This window comes from Campylobacter showae CC57C, assembly GCF_000344295.2.
Lineage (GTDB): Bacteria > Campylobacterota > Campylobacteria > Campylobacterales > Campylobacteraceae > Campylobacter_A > Campylobacter_A showae_B.
Map to the genome: position 1 here is coordinate 1 of NZ_AOTD01000015.1, position 2,535 is coordinate 2,535.

Sequence of the window (2,535 nt, forward strand, 5' to 3'; positions counted from 1 at the left end):
GCGAGTTCGCTCTGCGGCGGGAGATTTTTTATCGCTTTGTAAAGATTATAAAAAAGCTAGCGAGGTCACGATCCAGCCGGTTGAAATTTTAGGCGTCGATGCGGCGATACTTTTTAGCGATATCCTCGTCGTGCCGCTTGAGATGGGCATGGATCTTAAATTCGTCCAGGGCGAAGGACCCGTATTTAGTGATCCGATCAAGACGAGAGAGGATCTAGATAGGCTGGATGTCCAAAAATCAATCAAAAATTTAGACTACGTATACGATACGATCAAGCTAACGCGCGAAAATTTGGCGCAGGATAAGGCGCTAATCGGCTTTTGCGGGGCGCCGTGGACGATAGCTACATATATGATCGAGGGCGGCGGGACGAAAACTTACGCGGTTAGCAAGAAGCTTTTGTATTCAAATCCCGAGTTTATGCATCAAATTTTAGCCAAGGTTACGACCGCGCTCATAGGATATATGAAAGAGCAGATAAAAGCCGGCGTAAATGCGGTGCAAATTTTTGATAGCTGGGCGGCCGCGCTGGAGGATGAGGCGTATTTTGAGTTCGGCTGGAAGTATATCATGGACATAGTGGATGCGCTTAAGGCTGAATTACCGCAAATTCCGGTTATCGTTTTTCCAAAAGGCATAAGCGGATATCTGGATAAAATTTCGGGGAATTTTGAGGTTTTTGGCGTCGATTGGAGTACGCCGATCGAGCTTGCTAAAGAAAAACTAAGCCCAAAATACGTCCTTCAAGGAAACATGGAGCCTACGCGCCTTTATAGCAAAGAAGCGATCGACGCGGGTGTGGAACGAATTTTGCAGACTATGAAAAACGCGCCGCATATTTTTAATCTCGGACACGGTATTTTGCCGGACGTTCCCGTAGAAAACGCGAAATATTTTATAAAACGAGTGCAAGAAAAAAGCGCAAGATAGCACAAAAGGAGAGAGGAAGTGAACAACGTCGGTATCAAATTTAAGATCATGACGATAGCTATCGTCGGTCTAATCGGGCTTGGTATAATGAGCGCATACTTACTAAACGGTATCGTAAAAACTAGGGCAAAGGCTGAATATAGCGAGAAAATCGTGGATACCATCATAAATCAAACTAGTTTTATCCACGAGATGCAAAAAGAGCGAGGATTTAGTTCGGGAGTACTTTCGGGTGGGGATAACGCTAAACTACTAGCTCAGAGAAAAAACGTAGACGAGACGCTTGAAAAGCTAGCCGAAAAAAGCGAGATAGCCTCCGAGCTATCTAAAATCCGAGCAGGAGTTGATCAAAGAAGCGGGGATAATCTCATCGGACGTATAACGAATATCCTAAGAAAAGAAGTTATAACTATAAATGGTTATAGCGACAAACTCGAGCCTAGTATAGTAGATGATCTAAACCGTATCATCATCGTGGGTGAGATAAAAGAGTCTTTCGGTATCTTGCGAGCGGCTTTAAACGGCGTTTTTACAAAAAAAAGCATAAGTAAAGAGGAGTACAATAAAGTTGTCGCCCTAAATAGCGTAATCAATAAATTTATGCAGGATTTTGACGACTATAACCCGAAAGAATATAGCGCGGAATTTGACTATATCGCGAGAAAAAAGACGGACTTTAACGATGCGATAAATATCATCAAAGATGTAGTAGCTACTGAAAACGTATCTTATGAAGCACCAAAATGGTTTTCAAAGATAAGTATCTCTATAGATGCTATGAGAGAACTTGAACTTAAACTACTAGACAACATGAAAGAGGATGCCGCGATCGTTAAAGATGACGCAAATACCCAGATGGTCGTTAGTATTGTAGTTATCGTGATTTGTATCTTGCTTATGCTATTGGTATCCGCATTTATAGGTAGAAATTTGATCTCTGGTATCGATCAGACCAAAAACGGACTCGTGCAATTTTTCGACTTTTTAAACAATAAAACAGACAAAGCCAAGCTGCTAAATCGCGGCGGTAGCGACGAGATTGGTCAGATGAGCGCACTAATAAACGAAAACATCAAGCAAATCGAGGCAAATTTTGCAGAGCAAAATAGCTTTATCAAGGAGGCAAATGCCTTCGTAAATCAAATAGGCAAGGGTAACTATGTAGCGCAGCTAAACGCCGACACCTCAAATCCGGCTCTTAGCCAGCTAAAGCAAACTTTTAAAGACTTACAAATCGCGCTAAAACAAGCCATAGCCGCAAACGGTGACGAGGTGTTAAATTTGCTTGAAAGCTTTAAAAAGCAAGACTTTACAAAAAGGCTCGAAGATGACGGCAAGATGGCTGCGGGCATAAATGCTTTAGGCGAAGAGATAGCCGGCATGTTAAGGACAAATTTGGAGCAAGCTCGCATTCTAGAGGAAAAGGCGGAGTTTTTAGCTCAGTCTATGAAGCAGGTAACCGACGGCGCGAGCTCTCAAGCAAGCTCGCTACAAGAAAGCGCTGCCGCAGTCGAGCAGATGAGTAGCTCGATGAGCGCCATCAACCAAAAGACGCAAGACGTAATACGCCAATCCGAGGAGATCAAAAACATCATCGTGATCAT

General features: G+C 43.1%; 2 protein-coding genes. Both read left to right on the top strand.

Annotated features, from left to right (window positions below):
- A partial coding sequence (gene hemE / locus H740_RS00925; RefSeq protein WP_004322017.1) for a uroporphyrinogen decarboxylase occupies nt 1-931 on the top strand: 931 nt, incomplete at its 5' end.
- 18 nt (nt 932-949) lie between these two features.
- Nucleotides 950-2,535: methyl-accepting chemotaxis protein (locus H740_RS00930; protein ID WP_004322019.1), on the top strand; the 1,586-nt coding region annotated here is incomplete at its 3' end.